This window comes from Elusimicrobiota bacterium, from assembly GCA_041658405.1.
GTDB lineage: Bacteria > Elusimicrobiota > UBA5214 > JBBAAG01 > JBBAAG01 > JBBAAG01.
On sequence record JBBAAG010000072.1, the window covers coordinates 1 to 17,405 of the forward strand.

Sequence of the window (17,405 nt, forward strand, 5' to 3'; positions counted from 1 at the left end):
GATAAACCTCAGGAAGTGCGTACCCGTAAATTTTTGAGTAAAATCAGTTTGTTCCGTTAGTACTGCTGTTGTTTTGAGGCGAGTTGTCAGTCACGTGTTTATCCGCTTTCCTTAACCGTTCAATCGCTATTCTGTACATTTCAAACATAATTTCAGGATATTCACTGATAAGGTCACGGAATTGGTTTTTTCGTAACGCCAAAAGTTTAACGGGTTTCGCTGCGATTGCGGTAGCTGACCGCGGGCTGCTGTCAAACAGGCTCATTTCACCGAAGATTTCTGTTGATTTTGCAATATTGAGCACGCGTTTTTGCGAATTCTGCGGGGTAATTGATATTTCAACTTCTCCAAAAACTATTAGGTATAACGTATCGCCTGATTCGTTCTCACGGAAGATCACTTCTTTCTCGTTCCAGTCACGTTCTTCCGCTACCTCTGCAATCGCTATAAGTATGTCGGAGTTAAGTTCCGAAAAAAGTGATACTTTTTTTAGAAACAATACTTTTTCCATCATCGACAATATTTGTGCAACCATTGTATTAATCCTTATGATAATTTATTATTATATTATATAGCATAAACAGAAATAGTCAATATTTATATGAATACTTTTAAATTGGTATCAGATTTTAAACCCGCGGGAGATCAGCCGAAAGCGATCAATGAGATTGTAACCAGGCTGCGTAACAGCGGGAAACATACCGTCCTTCTTGGTGTCACAGGGTCGGGTAAAACTTTTACAATGGCAAACGTAATTGCCGAACTTAACCGCCCGGTGCTGATCATTACTCACAATAAAACCTTATGTGCGCAATTGTATGCCGAGTTCAAATCATTTTTCCCGCATAATGCTGTTGAGTATTTTATTTCATACTATGATTATTACCAGCCGGAAGCGTATATCCCGCAGACTGATACGTATATTGAAAAAGATTCTGCGATCAATGAACAGATTGACAGGTTAAGATTAAAAGCTAGTTCGGCATTGCTTGAACGTAAAGACGTGATCGTTGTTGCCAGTGTTTCATGTATTTATAATATTGGCTCGTCGGAAGATTATAGTTCGTTATGTTTAGTAGTGGAACGCGGAAAAAGTAAAACACGCAAGGCTATCCTAAACGAACTTATCAGTATTCAGTATAACCGCACGAACAGTGATTTGTTGCATGGCACTTTCCGTGCAAGGGGGGATACAATTGAAATTCACCCGCCCTATACCTCCAACGGGATTAGGATTCATTTATTCGGCGATGAAGTAGAAAATATTGTTGAGTTTAATCCCGTAACTAATGAAACACTTGAGGCTAAGGATAAGGCGCTGATTTATCCCGCACGGCATTTTGTTACCCCTCAACCGCGGTTGGAGCAGGCACTAACAAATATTGAGCTTGAACTTAACGAACGGCTAGCTGTGCTGAAAGCAGAAAATAAGGTTATTGAACATGAACGCCTGAAAATGCGTACAAAGTTTGATATTGAAATGATCCGTGAGACAGGAACTTGTCATGGTATAGAAAACTATTCACGGCATCTCAGCGGGCGCCCGCCCGGGGCAAGGCCGTTGTGTTTACTGGACTATTTTCCGAAGGAATACCTGTTTTTTGTTGATGAATCGCATGTTACAATTCCGCAGATACGCGGTATGCATGAAGGTGATAAGTCGAGAAAGAAAACGTTGGTGGACTACGGATTCCGTTTACCCAGCGCGTTGGATAACCGCCCTTTACGCTTTGACGAGTTTGAATCTATAATTCCTCAAGCGGTATACTTTTCCGCTACACCCGCAAAGTATGAACTAAATAAAACAGGTGGTGTTTTTGTTGAACAAATCATACGCCCGACTGGGTTGGTGGACCCGCAAATCATTGTGCGGTCAACTGAAAACCAGGTTAATGACCTGTTATCCGAACTTCCTGCGATAATTATGAAAAATTACCGTACGCTTGTAACAACGCTTACTAAACGCATGTCTGAAGATTTAACTGATTATTTTATTACAAAAGGAATCAAAGCGCGGTATCTGCACTCAGAGATTGATGCGTTGGAACGCATAGCTATACTCATGGAATTACGGGAAGGTAAGTTTGATGTGCTTATCGGTGTTAACTTGTTAAGGGAAGGGCTTGACCTCCCGGAAGTAGGGCTTGTAGCGGTCTTTGATGCGGATAAAGAAGGGTTTTTGCGGTCTGAAACATCGTTGATACAGGTATGCGGCCGCGCTGCAAGAAATGTTGACGGTAAAATCTTTCTTTACGCTGATAAAATGACAGGATCAATTGAACGTGCAATAAAAGAAATGGCGCGTAGAAGGAAAATACAGGAAGAGTATAATGTTGAGAATAAGATCACGCCAAAAAGTATTGTAAAAGCAGTAAAGGAACTTGAAGAGTTTTCTTATCATACAAAAGAGCAGGGATTGATGCTTATGCGTGAAGCAAAAGTCGCTGGGATGGGTATGGGTAGCAATGATCTTGATGCCATTGTGCTTGAGTTAAAATCACAGCTTAACGATGCTGTAGATAACCTTGATTTTGAACTTGCAAGTATTATAAGAGACAAGCTTATTGAACTTAATGCTTTACCTGTACGCAGGATGAAAAGTATGATTAAGAGAAGCGTGAAGCAGTAATTGATTATATATTTCATAAAATGTATAATAAAAAAGGTTGTCGTTTGACCTGTTGTAAGATTTTTTGTACTGATAAAATTTCGTGTAACTATAGGAATAAGGGATGGGACAACCCAAAAAAATTGTTTTATTAGATGATGACGAGGATATACTCGCTCTATTGGAACTTTCACTGCAAAGTGCGGGGTATAATCCAATACTGTGCTATAATCCAACGGCATTGGTTGATTTGGCAGCTCGTGAGCAGCCAAGTCTTATAGTATTAGACATTGTTATGCCGCAGATGGATGGTTTTACTCTAAATAAAAAGTTGAAAGAGAACCCGGCAACAAAGGATATACCCGTAATTATTGCTAGTGGTAAAGGTAAAATGGCAGGTTTATTTAAATTAACACCAGGTTCAAATATCGCGGGTTTTCTTGAAAAACCTTTCACTTCGGATATGCTCATAAGTAAAGTACGGGAAGTTATCGGGTAGAGAACAGGAAGTTAATGAAGAAGAAGTTACGCTGCATATTTATTTACGCAACGTTATTATTGCTCTCCTCAACACCGGTAATCGATGCTGATAATACACGTGCTATTTATTTTGATACTGCTTTAGATTCGTATCTCAACGGTAAAGTTGACCAGGCAATTGAAGATTTGGAACTTGCGTTGGAACTCGAACCTTCTGAACCTGAAAAAGTTAAGGCGTTCCTCGCAAAACTGCTTGTGGAGTCCGGCGTTAAACTTTATCAACAAGGTAATAAAGCTGAGGGTATTAAACGTTTAAACCGCGCAAGTAATATTCTCCCGAATGATCCTTCAGTTAAACAAATGAATACCTGGATGAAACAGGAACAGGAACGGTTAAATTCCGGGGCTCAGCAACCGCAGGCACAGAGAAATCAGGGATCTTCTAAATCTGAACCTCCCAAGGAGTTGCTAAACCAGTTGAAGACATTTCAAACACAACAGGATACTCTCATGCAAACGTATATCAAAGATAAGGAACAATATGAAAAACTTATAGGCAAACTCGATGAAGAACGCGCTATGCTTATAAAAGCGTTAAAGGAAGAAAAACAAAATAAAAACGGTAATTATATTAATGAACTTCTAACTTCCTCAGAAGTGCTTATCTCGGGGATAAGCATAGCATTGCTGTTGCTGATATACTTTATATACACGCGTATACGCTCAGGAAAAAGGGAGCGTGATTTTGAAATACTTTTAGCGGAACGCGAAACTCAGATCGGCAACAAAATCGCTGAGATAAAGAAAAGTTTTGACGCTGCCGCGCTTGCTGCACAGCAAAGCCAGGCAGAGCATGAATTGTCAAAGGAAGACAAGTACCTGCAGGAACGGATTAAGAGTATTGAAGTAATTGAAAGCGAACTGCCGGAAGAAAGTGAGATAGCTGAACGTTTGCTTGAAGAGTTTCTTGCGGACAATAATATCCGCGTACGTATCCGGGCGATAGAGGCACTGTATCCGCATAACGAAATCCGTGCGCTTGACATGTTATGGGATATTGCGCATTCGACGGATCTCCAGGCTCATTATATAGTTATTGACACTCTAGCTACAACCAAAAGCCCGCGGGCATTGTTATTATTAACAAAATTCCTTGGTGATGATGATGAAGCGTTAAAACGTAAAGTATTCCAGGCAATCACAAGAATACTTGAACGTAAGCCTGAATGGTTGCCTGAAGATACCCGCAAAAAAGTTTCGGAAGTTATGAAAAAAGTTAAGCATGTCGATGGTTGGATCGGGTAGTATAGGTAGCAGGTATCTATGAACACGCGGTTTATTGTCACGGAATCAGAAGTCATACCATACTCTCTGCCCTTACGTATTACCTTTGGTACTGCACAGGGTAAAAAAGTTAATACCAACGGAGTTCTTATACGCATAAATAATTCAGAGGGTAAGTCCGGGCTATGCGAATGCGTTACTGCAACTGTATTCAAAGAACAAAGTATTGACGTTATAACGCGTACGCTTAACCGGATTTGCGGATTATTGAAGAACACTGATTCCCGCGAATACCCTGAAATTGCAAGACGGTTGAGAAGAAGGTTTCCATCACAAATACTAGCGGTATCAACCGCGGAACGCGCGCTTGCTGGGTTGATGTTAAACGTAATGAACGTTCCTGCATACAAATATTTTGGTGCTAAACTCAGGCGTGTGGTAACAGATGTCACAATACCGATTGCGGAGATAGAAGAGATAACGCCTTTTTTGCGAAAAATGAATAATGCTGGTTTTTATAAGTATAAAATCAAGGTGTGCCGTGATATTGATTGGGATATTTTTGTTATCAAACATATTATTGAGACTAATAAAAAGATTGATTCAAGTAAGAATTACGAGTATTCGCTTGACGGTAATCAAGGGTTTGTTTATAAGACAGCTGTGGAATTACTTATGCGTTTACGCAAGGAAAACCTTATTACTAAACTGGCATACCTTGAACAACCTCTGCAACGCCATGATTATCGCGGGCTTGAGAAGTTGAATCGGCAGGACGATATCCTTATTGCTGTGGATGAAAGCGTGATAACGCCCGTAGACGCGCAACGCGTTGCTGATAATAACCTCGCTAGTATTATCAATATTAAACTTGCAAAAAGCGGGTACTCACAGGCTCAGGAGATAGTATCTATCGCGAAAAAGGAAGGGATTAAGCTTATGATCGGGTGTATGACTGAATCCAGTATAGGCTTGGCATCAAGCGTGCATTTTGCTTGCGGAACAGGGGTATTTAAATATATCGATCTTGATGGTCATTTGTTAGTAAAAGAAAAAAGGGGGAGTTACGGCTTCACCGCTAAAGGGCCGGGATTAACGGTTTAAGAATTTCTGGTAATAAGGTATAATATTTCTAGATATGAATAAAAACGATGAATTAAAAGAAAAAGATATTGAGTTAGCGCAAAAAATGGCAGTTTCAAGACAAAAAGTTTTGGCTGAACTTCGCAAGGTCATTGTCGGCCAGGATGAAGTTGTTAATCAGTTGCTTATTTCATTATTTTCACGTGGGCACTGCTTAATTGTTGGAGTACCCGGACTGGCGAAAACGTTGTTGATCTCTACCCTTGCGCAAATACTTGATTTAAAATTTAACCGTGTACAGTTTACCCCTGACCTAATGCCTTCGGATATTACAGGTACTGAAGTTATACAGGATAACGTGGATACGGGAGAACGCGTATTCAGGTTTATACAGGGGCCGGTTTTCGCCAATATAGTCCTTGCGGATGAAATTAACCGTACACCGCCAAAAACACAGAGCGCGTTATTACAGGCAATGCAGGAGTATAAGGTAACTGTTGCGGGTAAAACATATGAATTACCACTGCCTTTTTTTGTATTGGCTACACAAAATCCTATCGAACAAGAAGGGACATACCCGTTACCGGAAGCTCAGTTGGATAGGTTCTTGTTCCAGATAAATATCGGGTATCCGTCATATGACGAAGAAAAAATGATTGTTACACAAACAACATCTGATTATACCGCTAAAATCGAAAAAATGCTTACTTCAAAAGAAATACTTGAACTACAGGACATAGTTCGCCGTGTACCAGTTTCGGAGTATGTTACAAACTACGCGGTTACACTAGTCCGTATGACACGGCCTGGTGATTGTATGGCTCCTGAGTACGTACGCAACTGGCTAACTTGGGGCGCTGGCCCAAGAGCGTCACAGAGCCTAATCCTAAGTGCAAAAGCAAGAGCCGTACTTTCTGGTAATTACGCTGTTTCTACTGAAGATATTGACTATGTACTTTTGCCAGTACTTAGGCATAGGTTGATTCTTAACTTCAACGCAGAAGCTGAGAACGTAACTGTAGATACAATAGTCGAAAAACTGAAAAAAGAAGCAAAGAAACAGTAGAAGTATTAGTATTTAATCAAATATGTATCAAAACAATCTCACAACTTTGCCACATAACCTAGTTCCTATAATGTATATTATGTTAACTAATGGCTTCAAAGCGCCGTATTGTTGTTGTTAATACTTAACTTTAACAAATACCTGTATTTAATTGATTATAGGCTATTTATTAACAATGTTTAATACTATTTATTAATTATTTTATGTTAGCACTCTCGTCTTCCCGGCGGCAAAATATTTTTGACAGAAATTTGTTGAAAAGTTGCCAACTTTTGTAATTATTTTCTAAACCTTGTTTGTGTATAATAGTTTACATAATGGTCTTGGTGGTAAAAGTATTGATTGTTGGCAAAAACCAGGGAAACTGTAAAGGCCATAGTGTTTGTGATTTACCCCCGTTTAACCGGATATGCGGTTTCACAAAAAATGGTAGGATAGTTGGGATAAAGTTTCTTAAACCAGGATACCCACGGCAACAGCGGTATAGCCTGCCACTAAAAATAACGGAGACAGTATGCTAGCCAGGTTACTGCCATCCGGATTTGTCTGTGTAAGTACAATAAATCCTGAAATGATCAGAATAATGCCTGTTAGGATGACCTTTTTTCCGGTTTTTGTGATTCCGGTAAGAGATTTATCATCACTGGATTTGCTAACAGCAGCGGCCTGTGGTATTTTACTGCTTTTATTTTTGTCTTTTTTGCTCATACAGATTAATCCTTGCCTTATAATTCATTTTCTTTTATTAATAATAGATATGATAGTATATCTGTTTAATTAAATACAAGAGTTTGAAACTACAAATGTTTTAATATATACCTAAACTAAAGATAAAAACGTAACGTGTTTCCTGCGTATTAATATTTTGAATATAATCTATACCGATTGTTAATGGGTAAGTTTGCAGTATAAAGCAATACGTCCTTAACCCGATACCTGTACTGGCATAAACGGTATTATCTACGAGTTTTGACGCATCTGTCAACGAAACAGTAGATGCATCTGCGAAGATCACCCCTCCAACATACTTAAAAAACAGGTCAGGGACCATGTACCACATATAGTAATTAAGGTTTGTAGTAAAGGGTATCTTGTATTCTAGTTTTGTATAGAGTCCATATCTTCCAACTACAGGACTGTCTTGCTCAATACCTTCATACGCACGAATTGGCATACGGAAATAGTCAGGCCACGGGCCTAAACTTGTTACTCCTATTAACTGTAAACCAAGGTTCGTTGTATAAGTCAATGGGAGGTAGTGTTCATAATAGAAATAAATGTTCTGTTTATTGGTAAATCCATCCCTCAGGCTGTCTCCTGCTTCTGCTACCGCTTGTATGCGGTAACCCGACAATGGTATTGTAAGGTATTTACTCTGCACTCTATCAATCATATACGAAACCGATAAGATGTCTTCACTATAACTATATTCGCTATCTTCGATCCTAACCTTCTCCTGAGACTCTCCTAACGCGATTTCCAGGGTATCAAGCCTGTTTACCGGATAAAACATGCTGACGGAGTATATACGGTCTTCTTTCCTTAAATATTTAAGCAAACTGTTCGACCATGTATAGTAATTACTTCCGCGTGTAGCGATTGAAAACCATGGACGCCAGCCTTTATACATATAGTTCAGCTGGTAATCCAGTCCTGAGCCCGGATCGCTGTACATAGCTTCAGCTGATACTGTGTGTTCTCCCAGCAGGTCAGAACCCTGCCAATAGGTATATAACAAAGCTTGCTCGTTTGAGCCGTATAATAACGGTATAAACATGTCAGTAGAGAATGCAAATTTGTATTTTTTGGGTTCTGAATTTAGTTCAACAAAAAAAGTATCTACTTTATCTTTGTCCGTGTCTTCCTGAAACCCTGCTACCTGGCTATCTGTATTATTATTGTCAGGAGCAAGGGTGTCAACTTTCCAACTGCCGGTTTTCCATTGATAAATATGCTTCTCGCCTTTATTGAATGCTACAAATATAAGGTCATTACCGTTTTCTGAAATATCGGGGGTATAACACCCACCGGAGATATCGGTTAGTTTGTGCACGGATTTTGTGTTAAGATCTAGTTTATAAAGGTTACGCACGCCGTCATTCTCGGAAACAAATATAAGAGATTTTCCGTCCGGAGTCATTGCCAGGTCGTGTTCCATGCCGTTCATAGAGAGTAACCGTGATGTTGTATGTAATGAAATATCATAAACATAAATATCTGTCTCAAGGTTTGTTTCTTTAAGAAAATAAAGTTTTTTACCGTCTCTCGAATATTTCGCGCCGGTATCATTCGCCAAGTCGTCCGTTAATTTTACAACTTTCCTGTCTTTAAAATTATATGTATATAAATCACATTGCGCATTTTGCATACCAGTGAAAACAACCTCATCGTCAAAGGGCGCATATGCGGGGTCTGCAAGTAATTCGAAATCCATCTTCTGTACTGCGGATAGCTTATTCAAAATAAGACTGTATTTATACAAGAACACTTTTTGGTTTTTTTTACCGGAAAACACGATCTCCTGCCCAAACGGTGAGATTGTAATCCCCGCACTGTCACGCCCGAAGGTTATCATATCCAAAACACCGCGGTAGTTGCTGCCTACAAGTGTACGCCATTTTTTAGGTTTTATTTTGTCAAGAAGACAAATATCATAACTGCCGTTGCGGTCAGTGATAAACGCAATTTTCTGTGTTCCCGGCACGTGTACCGCTGAAGTATTGTATTCATAAAGATCGGACTTGCTCTTGGTGATGGGTTCAGCGTACTCGCTTAAAGGCGTGTATTGATGTCCAAGATGCCTATATTTGATATCAAGGTATTCTTTCCATTTTTTGTCGAGTGTAAATACGTCAAGCCCAAGGACTGAATTGAATACCGCGTAAGTATCAAGCTTGCTTTTAAACTGGTTAAGTATTTCCATAACTTTTTCTTCGCCATACTCTTCAGCTATGAACCGTATTGCGGATTCTGACTGTTTGTATGCCGGTACAACGTTATGTGGTTTTAAATGCGCGAAGTTGAATAAATGAGAGATATGAATGAGCTTATTGTTGAGTACAGCATCACGAATATACATTTCACGGGTTACAGGATCGCCGTCTGCAGCGGCATATTCCGCAATGCCTTCCATTATCCATAACGGTTGTAGGACAAGTTTTAGGATACGCATTGACTTCCAGAAGCCATTTAACAATAAGTTAAACTGAAGGACATGAGTGAATTCGTGTGTTACGACATAAGAAAAATCGCGTTCTGAGCCTTCGTAGGGAACAAGAAAACGGTATTTATACGCTTCTGTTACCCCGCCCGTACCTTCATCGACTGAGACAATATTGGATTGCTCAAAATCCTGGTGCCCGAGGAATAAAAAAAACGGCGTTTTTTCCGGAGGGTAGTAATTAAACTTTTTTGTAACACTGTTATACGCTTGCTCAAGATAGCGGATAGCCGTTGGTACTATTTTTGTTTCTTCCGGATAGTAATACACAATGAAATGGCTGGATTCCACATACTGCCAGTCAAGATTCTTTATGTTTAACTGATTAACAGCATACACGGTATTCCAGTTGAATAACGCTAGGATTAAAACCAAAATTGCAGAACTTATCTTTCTGTGCATTGAACAGCTATTCTAACTTTTTTAACGCGTCAACCGCCGGTTTGTAATCAGGATTATGTTTTATTTCTGTATAGTACAACAGCTTTGCATTTTCTTTATTACCTTGTTTTTCGCGTATAGTTGCCAGGTAATAATATCCCCCTGGCGGTAAGGATTTGTGGAGTTTAAGGTTTAGTTCCCACATCGCAGCTGAATCCTCAATCATACCCTTTTTCAAGTACGCTAACGCAAGATTGTACAATACTTCGCTATTCTTAGGTTTTTGGGAGTATACAAGTTCATAATGGTCAATTGCATCATCAATTTTACCCTGCCTGAACAGCATATTTGCGTATCTCAAACGTATTTTATGATCATTATGTACATTTCGCAGATACTTGTCATAAGCTTTCTCGGAGTAGTCTGTGAGTTTCATCTGCTCATATATTAACGCTTCATACAAAAAAATCTGAGGATCAAGCATACCAAGTTCGGTTGCGCGGTGCAGGTTATTCAATGCTTTCTGATAATAATCCGTCCCACGGAAGTAATACAGTTTGCCCAGTTCAACAAGTGCAATCCCGTCATCCGGTGAAATATCAAGTTTTGCAGTATACTGTGTAATCAGCTTATCAAGTTTGTCTTTATCCGTAGTAACGACGTTACCTGTTTTCCTTGTGTTTTCTAATACGTTGTCAAAATTACCGTATAAAACCACCGTTGCGGCAACGCCAGCTAAAGACAATATAACAAACAGGACAAATATTTGTCCCGGTTTAAGCTGATTCATCATTACTTTCGGATTTAGGTTTATCGTTCAATAAAGTATCTGATGAAAGTTTAATAACATCTCCCAGGGTAACCTTATCTTCGTCACGGTTCATGTATTTTTTGATATCTTCAGTTTCGCGTTCTTTTTCGTATTTTTTCACCGATAACATTATCTTATGTTCTTCAAGGTCTACACGCAAAACCTTTGCTTTGATCCACTGGCCTTCATTCAAGACTTCTTTTGCATCCTTTACCTTGTTTAATGACAGATCAGAGATTTTAATAATGCCTTCAATGTCATTTTCAAGCTCTACAAAGACAGCGTATTCAGTTATTTTCTTAACCTTCGCTTCAATAGTCGCTCCAAGCTGATATTTTGTATAAGGATTATCGTTTAACTGTTTCAACCCCAGTACTACCTTTTCCTGTTCAGGATTTACTTCAAGCACAACTGCTTCAACTTCCTGGTCCAGGTTTAATATTTCCTGCGGATGGCGTATCTTTTTTGTCCATGAAAAGTCAGAGATATGTATTAACCCTTCCACTCCTTCATCAAGCTTAACAAAGGCACCAAACGGCACTAGGTTTGTTACTATCCCTTTAACCTTCGTACCGGAAGGATATTTCTGTTTAATCGCTTCCCACGGGTTCTCTCCTATACGTTTCAAACTTAATGAAATTTTTTCTTTTTCCGGTATGACATCAAGTATTCTTACTTCAACCTCATCACCTGTTTTTAATATATCCTGAGGGTGACGGATCTTTTCAGTCCACGAGATTTCTGAAATATGCAGTAAGCCTTCCACACCGGGCTCAAGTTCAATAAACGCGCCGAATGGAAGTAATGATGTTACTTTGCCTTTTACCATTTTTCCATTAGGGAATTTAGTTGAAATATCCTCCCATGGGTGCGCTTTCAATTCTTTAAGGCTCAACGATATCTTGTCATTCGCAGGATCGAATTTAACTATTTTTAATTCAAGTTCCTGGTTCATACTGATAATGTCTTCAACTTTTTCAATACGGCTCCACGCGATATCGGATATGTGCAATAAACCTTCTACACCGCCAATATCAACAAATGCACCGAATGACGTTATTGACGTTACCCTTCCCTTAATAATACTGCCTTCAGAGATTGTTGCATAAAGTTCAGCTTTTTTACGATTATTCTCATCTTCCTTAACTTTACGCTGGGATACCACTATGTTCCTGCGGCGACGGTCAAGTTCAATTATCTTCACCGTTACAGTCTGGTCTACTAAATTAACGGTATTTGACTCGTTGCGTTTAAGAATTGTTTGTGACAACGGCAGAAATGTTGATTCTCCGCCTATATCTACGATATACCCGCCCTTGACTTTACGGATAACCTTACCATCAATATCACCCGCATCTTTGAATACTTCATCAAGTTTGTTCCAGTTGCTTATACGTTTTGCTTTGCGGTATGACACCACAGGATGCCCTTCCACGCCTTCCAGCGCTTCCAGGAACACAGGTATTACATCACCTATTTTTATTATATCCGATCCTATTTCTTCTTTGGATATCACTCCTTCTGATTTTAAACCTACATCCACCGCTATACTTTTATTATTTATTTCTACAACTTTACCGTTAACAATCTCGCGTTCTTCGCGTTTATTACTATCTGAAGCGTTTAATAGCTCCTCGATATTTACGTCTGACTCCTCTACAACTAATATTTTATCATCATCCATACTTTACTTTTACTTACAACCTCCTTGTTTTACCATTTTATATATTTGGTTAAATATTTTTTTTATCAAAAATTCCGGTGTCGACGCGCCGGCTGTTATCCCTACAACACTTTTATGGTTGAACCACACCTTTCTCAGTTCATTTTCATTCTCTATATGATATGTACGTTTTTGGTACTTCATACAGGTTTCAGCTAAACGCCTGGTATTCGCAGAATTTTTACCGCCAATCACTATCATCAGATCAGCTTTTTTCGCGAGTTCCTCAGACGATTTTTGCCGCTGTACAGTTGCCCTGCAGATAGTATTATAGTAATCAAAAACAATGCCCTGGGTTTTCAGGTATTTTTTAAACTGATTGAACCGCGCAGAAGTTTGTGTTGTTTGGCTTATAAGCCCCACCTTCATGCTCTTATTCAAGTTCAGTTTCTTTAATTTATCAATACTGTCAATTACTACAGCTTTTTTTCCTGCATAACTCAATAACGACCTTACTTCCGGATGCTCGCTGTCTCCTAAAATCAGTATAACATCGCATTTTGCGTGGTTCAATTTTTCTGCCAGCCTCTGTGCTCGTTTTACAAACACGCAAGTAGCATCTATTATCCCGCCCTTCCTTAAACGTAAAGAATCATGTTCTTTTTTTATCACGCCGTGTGCCGGGATAACAATCGTATCTTCTGGAGTTGATCCTGAATAACTTTCGATTTTTTTCAACCCTTTGTTCTTAAGCATCTCTACCATCTGCGGGTTGTGTATCAAAGAACCTATACTAACAATTTTCTTATTTTCCTTGCCGAGCTCTGCTTCAACCTGCTCGATCGCGCGTTTAACCCCGTAACAGAACCCCGCATTTTGCGCTATTATAACTTTACTGCTGTATTTACCTTTTGCTTTATGCATTATCGACTTCTTTGAATAACCTTAGAAGCCAGTATCCAATCACCAACGAGAATCCCACGTAAACAACGTATCCAATTTTCGCAACTATACTATCCATATATTTTATTATTAACGGAAATATAGTCAACCCTATAAAAATGAATAGTATACTAATAAGTATCATCTTATACAAGTTAATAATTTTATTTTTCTCTGTTTGCTTGTTCTGTTGTTCCATAAAAAATTATACTTTTGTGGAAAGTTCCGCAATTTTTGTCATTATCAGTTCACTAAATTCCTGATAGTACTCTTTACGTTTTGACTCATCCTGAGGGGGGTTAGGCATTACAGGATCTCCAAAGATTATCGTTAATTTTTTAAACTTGCCAAGGTACTCAGAGTTTTTTAAATACGCAGGTATCACCGGTGCATTAGCGTGGCACGCAATCATCCCAACACCGCTTCTTGCTTTACCAAAACCTTCTCCTTTATGTCTTCCTCCTTCGGGAAACATTACCAGGCTATCACCTTTCTCAAGTAAGTCTACACAGGTTTTAAACCATTCCACATCTGTACTCCCGCGTTTGAGTGGTATTGTATTCAATCTGGGCAATGCCCAGGATAGTATCGGCATTCTAAACAATTCTTCTTTTGCCAAGAAATATGTCCATCTTGGCAGTGTGCTACCTATAAGAGGCGGATCCAAGAATGTGCGATGATTTGCTGCAATAATCACTTTCCCGGTTTTTGGTACAATATTAACATTAATACGTTTAAGCCGCCACAAGACTGAGGTTGTAATTCTATACCCCCAATAAACAAAGAAATACAAGACAGGATTTGTGTCAAGCATCTCAACCTTTTTTTGAACCTTTTCATCCATCAAATAATACCTCAAATCTACATTTATAGAACTTGTTAAGTTATTGTATTAAGCGTCACGGCCGATTGCACGCGCTATTGCTTTCACTTCTATCATCATTTGTTCAAAATCTGACGGCAATAATGACTGCGGGCCATCGGACAAAGCTTTCTCCGGGTCATTATGAACTTCTATCATCAGGCCATCCGCCCCCGCAGCTACTGCCGCACGGGCCATTGGTGTAACGTACTTGCGTATTCCCACACCATGGCTGGGATCTACAATCACGGGTAAGTGACTGAGGGTTTTCAATACCGGTACTGCATTAAGATCCAGTGTGAACCGCGTGGAATCCTCAAATGTACGGATACCGCGTTCACAGAGTATAACTTTGTAATTCCCCTGACTTAAAACATATTCCGCGCTCATCAGAAACTCTTTTACAGTAGTTGACATTCCGCGTTTAAGCATCACCGGCATTTTTGTTTTACCCGCTTCTTTCAGAAGGTCAAAGTTCTGTATATTCCTTGCACCAATCTGAAGGACATCGGCATAATTGATTAATAACGGTATTTGGTCGACACTCATTAATTCCGTAACTACCGGTAGGCCAGTAATTTTGTTTGCTTCTCTCAAGTATTTTAACCCCAATTCTCCTAAGCCCTGGAATGAGTAAGGCGATGTCCTTGGTTTAAACGCTCCGCCACGCAAGCATTGCGCACCGGCATCTTTTACTATCTTCGCTATTCTCAATAACCTCGCACGGTCTTCCACAGAACACGGTCCGGCTATCACTACCACTTTTTTCCCGCCAAACTTTACGCCGCTGACTTCCACAATCGTATCTTCTTTCTTAAACTCCCTGCTGGCTAGTTTGTAGGGTTTAGAAATTGCTGTTACAAACTCAATCCCTGGCATGGCATCAAACATTTCGCGGGTAAGTATCGCGTTTTCTCCAATAACACCTACAATAGTTGACATTTTACCCTTGGACATATGAGGAGCGAAACCTAAATCCTTAATCTTTTGAACTATATGATTCAACTGTTTTTTTGTGATGCTCGGTTTCAGCGTTATTATCATAATCTACCTTTCACATTATTAAAATATTTCTTTGAACTTAGAAATCGCAAACCTGTTCTGTTCATCTGTCCCGATTGTGATCCTTATATACCCTGAATACTTATACTCATCCATCGCTCGGGCAATCACACCTTTTTTCATTAACTGTACAAAGACATCACGTCCAAGTTTCGGGGTTACATCGACTAAAATGAAATTAGCTGCGGATGGAATGAAAGTTAACCCCAGCTTTCTTAGTTCAGAATAAAAGTACTTCTTACCCTTTTCTACCATCGCAACACTTCTCTTGACATGAGCGTTATCGTCGAGCGCGGCTACCGCCGCTTCCTGCGCTATAATATTGACGTTAAACGGAGGGCGTATACGGTTGATAGTTTCTGTTATTCCCCTGCCGGCAACACCAAAACCTACTCTTAATCCTGCCAGGGCATATACTTTTGAAAAAGTGCGCAATACTACAACATTAGAATATTTATTAACAAATCCCGGTAATGCCCGCGGATAATCCTTCTGCACAACTGCATAATCATAATATGCTTCATCCAGGACTACCAGTGTTTCAGGATTGCGTTTACGTACGGTAGTAATACACTTCTCGACTTCATTCTTTGAATTATACGTTCCTGTAGGATTATTCGGGTTAGCGATAAAAACAGCTTTAGTTTTATTATTAACCTTTGTAGCCATAGCGTATAAGTCATGCGTAAAATCTTTCATTGGAACTTCAATAGTTTTACATCCCATGAGATCCGCTGCCATTTTGTAACGTATAAACGCGTGTTCAGATATTACGATATTATCTGATTTATTAAAAAATGCTTTACCTATAAGTTCAATAATTTCATCTGTTCCCGATCCCATAATTATACAGTTAATATCCAAATCAAACTTATCAGCAATTTTCTTGCGTAACTCATAACTCCCGCCATCCGGATAAAGGAAAGAGTTTTTAGCTGCTTTGCAGATAGCAGTAACCGCTTTTTTTGATGGGCCTAACGGATTTTCATTCGATGCAAGTTTTATCACATTAACTAATCCGAGTTCGCGTTTTACTTCACTTATCGGTTTACCCGGTTTGTATGGTTCAAAATTTTCAAGCTCCTGCCTCATTATTTTCTTCATATATATTTACTCCTTTACTACTATTACACCTTTGGATATGAACCTAATACTTTAACAAACACACAATATTTCTCCAGCATCTTCAACGCCTTCTTAACACTACTATCGTCGCAATGGCCTTCTATATCCACAAAAAAAACGTACTCCCACACACGTTTACGCGATGGACGTGATTCAATTTTTGTTAGATTAAGTTTATTTTTGCTAAATGGAAGAAGTATGTCATGTAACGCGCCGACTCTGTCCTTTATTGATAACATTACAGATGTTTTATCCGAACCTGAAGGCTGCGTAATATTTTGCCCGATCACCAAAAAACGTGTAATATTTTCTTCTAAATCTTCAATATTCTTAGCTAACACATTCAAATTATACTTCTTAGCTGCAAGTTCAGATGCAATAGCTGCGCTTAAATGTTCTCGTGTCGCGATAAAGGCAGCTTCAGCAGTACTCCTGGTTTCAATCAATTCCACCCCGGGTATATGGCTGTCCAGCCAGTTTCTACACTGCGCTAAGGGCTGTTGATGTGAATACACGCGCTTTATTTCTCCTATCTCAGTATTCCGGGACAATAAATAATGCGCAATCCCAAGAAATGTTTCAGCACATATTTTTGTATTACTATCGACAAACATATCAAGCGTATGATTGACAACACCTTCAGTTGAGTTTTCTATAGGTACAACACCGTAATCCACGCGTTTTTTTTCAACTTCTTCAAACACGTTGCGTATAGTTTTTAACGGCAAATATTTTGCGGTAGAACCAAAAGTTTTGTACGCAGCCATATGTGTAAACGTAGTTTCCGGTCCAAAGTATCCTATAACCATAGGTTTTTC

Annotated in this window: 15 protein-coding genes; 5 read left to right on the top strand and 10 right to left on the bottom strand. The window is 39.3% G+C overall.

Annotation, left to right across the window (positions count from 1 at the left end):
* Positions 1-43: 43 nt before the first annotated feature.
* A complete protein-coding gene (locus WC955_10775) occupies positions 44-535 on the bottom strand; it encodes a cyclic nucleotide-binding domain-containing protein (protein ID MFA5859531.1) in 492 nt (163 codons plus the stop codon).
* Positions 536-601: 66 nt separating this feature from the next.
* Between WC955_10775 and uvrB the strand changes: the two genes are divergently transcribed.
* The 5 genes from uvrB (at position 602) to WC955_10800 (ending at position 6,521) form a co-directional block, all read left to right on the top strand.
* Positions 602-2,629, top strand: coding sequence for an excinuclease ABC subunit UvrB (uvrB, locus tag WC955_10780; protein MFA5859532.1), 2,028 nt, complete (start codon positions 602-604; stop codon positions 2,627-2,629).
* 103 nt (positions 2,630-2,732) lie between these two features.
* Positions 2,733-3,107, top strand: coding sequence for a response regulator (locus tag WC955_10785; GenBank protein ID MFA5859533.1), 375 nt, complete (start codon positions 2,733-2,735; stop codon positions 3,105-3,107).
* Between the two features lie 14 nt (positions 3,108-3,121).
* Positions 3,122-4,393 carry a HEAT repeat domain-containing protein gene (locus tag WC955_10790; protein MFA5859534.1) on the top strand — a complete coding sequence of 424 codons (1,272 nt, stop codon included), beginning with the start codon at positions 3,122-3,124 and terminating at the stop codon, positions 4,391-4,393.
* An 18-nt stretch (positions 4,394-4,411) separates the two neighbouring features.
* Entirely contained in the window at positions 4,412-5,476 is a 1,065-nt protein-coding gene (locus WC955_10795) for an enolase C-terminal domain-like protein (protein MFA5859535.1), read from the top strand.
* A 34-nt stretch (positions 5,477-5,510) separates the two neighbouring features.
* Positions 5,511-6,521 (top strand): MoxR family ATPase, encoded by a 1,011-nt coding sequence (locus WC955_10800; protein MFA5859536.1) that lies wholly within the window; start codon positions 5,511-5,513, stop codon positions 6,519-6,521.
* A gap of 453 nt (positions 6,522-6,974) precedes the next feature.
* On the opposite strand, the gene WC955_10805 is transcribed toward WC955_10800, so the two are convergent.
* The 9 genes from WC955_10805 to pheA all read right to left on the bottom strand — a co-directional run.
* On the bottom strand, positions 6,975-7,229 hold the full coding sequence (locus WC955_10805; protein ID MFA5859537.1) for a hypothetical protein: 255 nt from the start codon (positions 7,227-7,229) through the stop codon (positions 6,975-6,977).
* 100 nt (positions 7,230-7,329) lie between these two features.
* Entirely contained in the window at positions 7,330-10,143 is a 2,814-nt protein-coding gene (locus tag WC955_10810) for a hypothetical protein (protein MFA5859538.1), read from the bottom strand.
* Between the two features lie 7 nt (positions 10,144-10,150).
* Positions 10,151-10,915 (bottom strand): tetratricopeptide repeat protein, encoded by a 765-nt coding sequence (locus WC955_10815; protein ID MFA5859539.1) that lies wholly within the window; start codon positions 10,913-10,915, stop codon positions 10,151-10,153.
* Entirely contained in the window at positions 10,899-12,617 is a 1,719-nt protein-coding gene (locus WC955_10820) for a 30S ribosomal protein S1 (protein ID MFA5859540.1), read from the bottom strand. The genes WC955_10815 and WC955_10820 overlap by 17 nt, the downstream gene beginning before the upstream one ends.
* Before the next feature lie 9 nt (positions 12,618-12,626).
* Entirely contained in the window at positions 12,627-13,520 is an 894-nt protein-coding gene (gene ispH / locus WC955_10825) for a 4-hydroxy-3-methylbut-2-enyl diphosphate reductase (GenBank protein MFA5859541.1), read from the bottom strand.
* Positions 13,521-13,743: 223 nt separating this feature from the next.
* Positions 13,744-14,382, bottom strand: a complete 639-nt coding sequence (locus WC955_10830; protein MFA5859542.1) for a lysophospholipid acyltransferase family protein — start codon at positions 14,380-14,382, stop codon at positions 13,744-13,746.
* A 48-nt stretch (positions 14,383-14,430) separates the two neighbouring features.
* The gene (gene aroF / locus WC955_10835; GenBank protein ID MFA5859543.1) at positions 14,431-15,444 is read right to left on the bottom strand and encodes a 3-deoxy-7-phosphoheptulonate synthase; all 1,014 of its coding nucleotides are present in this window, start codon (positions 15,442-15,444) and stop codon (positions 14,431-14,433) included.
* 18 nt (positions 15,445-15,462) lie between these two features.
* Complete coding sequence (gene hisC / locus WC955_10840; protein MFA5859544.1) at positions 15,463-16,566, bottom strand: histidinol-phosphate transaminase; 1,104 nt, start codon at positions 16,564-16,566, stop codon at positions 15,463-15,465.
* A 23-nt stretch (positions 16,567-16,589) separates the two neighbouring features.
* The coding region (pheA, locus tag WC955_10845; GenBank protein ID MFA5859545.1) for a prephenate dehydratase at positions 16,590-17,405 on the bottom strand (816 nt) is incomplete at its 5' end.